Origin of the sequence: Halomonas sp. AOP13-D3-9, assembly GCF_052379125.1 — a bacterium.
Classification (GTDB): Bacteria; Pseudomonadota; Gammaproteobacteria; order Pseudomonadales; family Halomonadaceae; genus Vreelandella.
This window is the reverse complement of sequence record NZ_JBQSYH010000042.1, coordinates 1-2936: the sequence shown is the minus strand read 5'-3', so window position 1 is coordinate 2936 and position 2936 is coordinate 1. Positions and strand designations below refer to the sequence as shown.

At 54.3% G+C, this 2936-nt stretch carries 1 rRNA gene; it reads right to left on the bottom strand.

The features are described from left to right. Window positions 1-23 precede the first annotated feature (23 nt). Window positions 24-2914, bottom strand: a 23S ribosomal RNA gene (locus ACT3UM_RS24035). Window positions 2915-2936 lie beyond the last annotated feature (22 nt).

Genomic DNA, 2936 nt, shown 5'->3' with positions numbered 1-2936 from the left:
CGACCAGACCCCTTGGGTGTTATAGGGTCAAGCCTCACGGGCCATTAGTACACGTTAGCTCAACGCCTTGCAGCGCTTCCACACCGTGCCTATCAACCAGCTGGTCTCGCTGGGCCCTTCAGGAGGCTCTAGGCCTCAGGGATGTCTCATCTTGAAGGGGGCTTCCCGCTTAGATGCTTTCAGCGGTTATCCCGTCCGACCATAGCTACCCGGCAATGCCACTGGCGTGACAACCGGAACACCAGAGGGTCGTCCACTCCGGTCCTCTCGTACTAGGAGCAGCCCTTCTCAAACATCCAACGCCCACGGCAGATAGGGACCGAACTGTCTCACGACGTTCTAAACCCAGCTCGCGTACCACTTTAAATGGCGAACAGCCATACCCTTGGGACCGACTTCAGCCCCAGGATGTGATGAGCCGACATCGAGGTGCCAAACACCGCCGTCGATGTGAACTCTTGGGCGGTATCAGCCTGTTATCCCCGGAGTACCTTTTATCCGTTGAGCGATGGCCCTTCCATACAGAACCACCGGATCACTAGAACCTGCTTTCGCACCTGCTCGACGTGTCTGTCTCGCAGTCAAGCACCCTTATGCTCTTGCACTCAATGCACGATGTCCGACCGTGCTGAGGGTACCTTCGTGCTCCTCCGTTACTCTTTAGGAGGAGACCGCCCCAGTCAAACTACCCACCACACACTGTCCTCGATCCGGATAACGGACCTGAGTGAGAACGCCAATGATGCCAGGCTGGTATTTCAAGGTTGGCTCCCTCCGAACTGGCGTCCAAAGTTCAAAGCCTCCCAGCTATCCTACACAGGCAACATCAGCGTCCAGTGTGAAGCTATAGTAAAGGTTCACGGGGTCTTTCCGTCTAGCCGCGGGTACACCGCATCTTCACGGCGATTTCAATTTCACTGAGTCTCGGGTGGAGACAGCGTGGCCATCATTACGCCATTCGTGCAGGTCGGAACTTACCCGACAAGGAATTTCGCTACCTTAGGACCGTTATAGTTACGGCCGCCGTTTACCGGGGCTTCAATCAAGAGCTTCGCCTTGCGGCTAACACCATCATTTAACCTTCCGGCACCGGGCAGGCGTCACACCCTATACGTCCGCTTGCGCGTTAGCAGAGTGCTGTGTTTTTAATAAACAGTTGCAGCCACCTGGTATCTTCGACCGGTTCGGGCTAGGAGAGCAAGTCTCTTCACCCTACGCCGGCGTGCCTTCTCCCGAAGTTACGGCACCATTTTGCCTAGTTCCTTCACCCGAGTTCTCTCAAGCGCCTTGGGATTCTCTCCCTGACCACCTGTGTCGGTTTGGGGTACGGTCGCACATGATCTGAAGCTTAGAGGCTTTTCCTGGAAGCGTGGCATCAGTGACTTCCTGACCGTGGTCAGTTCATCTCGTGTCTCGGCCTTAAAAGGGTCCGGATTTACCTAAACCCTCAGCCTACTCACTTTCACCAGGACAACCAACGCCTGGCTCACCTAGCCTTCTTCGTCCCCCCATCGCAACCATGTCCGGTACGGGAATATTGACCCGTTTCCCATCGACTACGCCTTTCGGCCTCGCCTTAGGGGCCGACTCACTCTGCTCCGATTAGCGTCGAACAGAAACCCTTGGTCTTCCGGCGAGGGAGTTTTTCACTCCCTTTATCGTTACTCATGTCAGCATTCGCACTCGTGATACCTCCAGCGAACTTCTCAATTCACCTTCATTGGCGTACACGACGCTCCTCTACCGCTCATCCAAAGGATGAACCCGTAGCTTCGGTACCTGGTTTAGCCCCGTTACATCTTCCGCGCAGGCCGACTCGACTAGTGAGCTATTACGCTTTCTTTAAAGGATGGCTGCTTCTAAGCCAACCTCCTAGCTGTCTGAGCCTTCCCACATCGTTTCCCACTTAACCAGGATTTCGGGACCTTAGCTGACGGTCTGGGTTGTTTCCCTTTTCACGACGGACGTTAGCACCCGCCGTGTGTCTCCCACGCGTTACTCACCGGTATTCGGAGTTTGCCTCGGGTTGGTAAGTCGGGATGACCCCCTAGCCGAAACAGTGCTCTACCCCCGGCGGTACTACGTGAGGCGCTACCTAAATAGCTTTCGAGGAGAACCAGCTATCTCCGAGCTTGATTAGCCTTTCACTCCGATCCACAAGTCATCCAAATCTTTTTCAACAGATCCTGGTTCGGGCCTCCAATTGATGTTACTCAATCTTCACCCTGCTCATGGATAGATCGCTCGGTTTCGGGTCTATATCCAGCGACTGTGTCGCCCAGTTAAGACTCGGTTTCCCTACGGCTCCCCTATACGGTTAACCTCGCCACTGAATATAAGTCGCTGACCCATTATACAAAAGGTACGCAGTCACAGAACAAGTCTGCTCCTACTGCTTGTACGCACACGGTTTCAGGATCTATTTCACTCCCCTCTCCGGGGTTCTTTTCGCCTTTCCCTCACGGTACTGGTTCACTATCGGTCAGCCAGGAGTATTTAGCCTTGGAGGATGGTCCCCCCGTCTTCAGTCAAGGTTTCTCGTGCCCCGACCTACTCGATTTCACATGATCAGATTTTCGACTACGGGGCTATCACCCGCTACGGCCACGCTTCCCAGCGTGTTCGCCTAATCAGTCATACGCTTAAGGGCTGGTCCCCGTTCGCTCGCCGCTACTAGGGGAATCTCGGTTGATTTCTTTTCCTCAGGGTACTTAGATGTTTCAGTTCCCCTGGTTCGCCTCGTACATCTATGTATTCAATGCACGATACTCATCTTATGATGAGTGGGTTTCCCCATTCAGAAATGCCCGGGTCACAGGTTGTTGCCACCTCACCGAGCCTTATCGCAGGCTACCACGTCTTTCATCGCCTCTGGCTGCCTAGGCATCCACCGTGTGCGCTTCATTGCTTGACCCTATAACCCGAAGGAGTCTGGA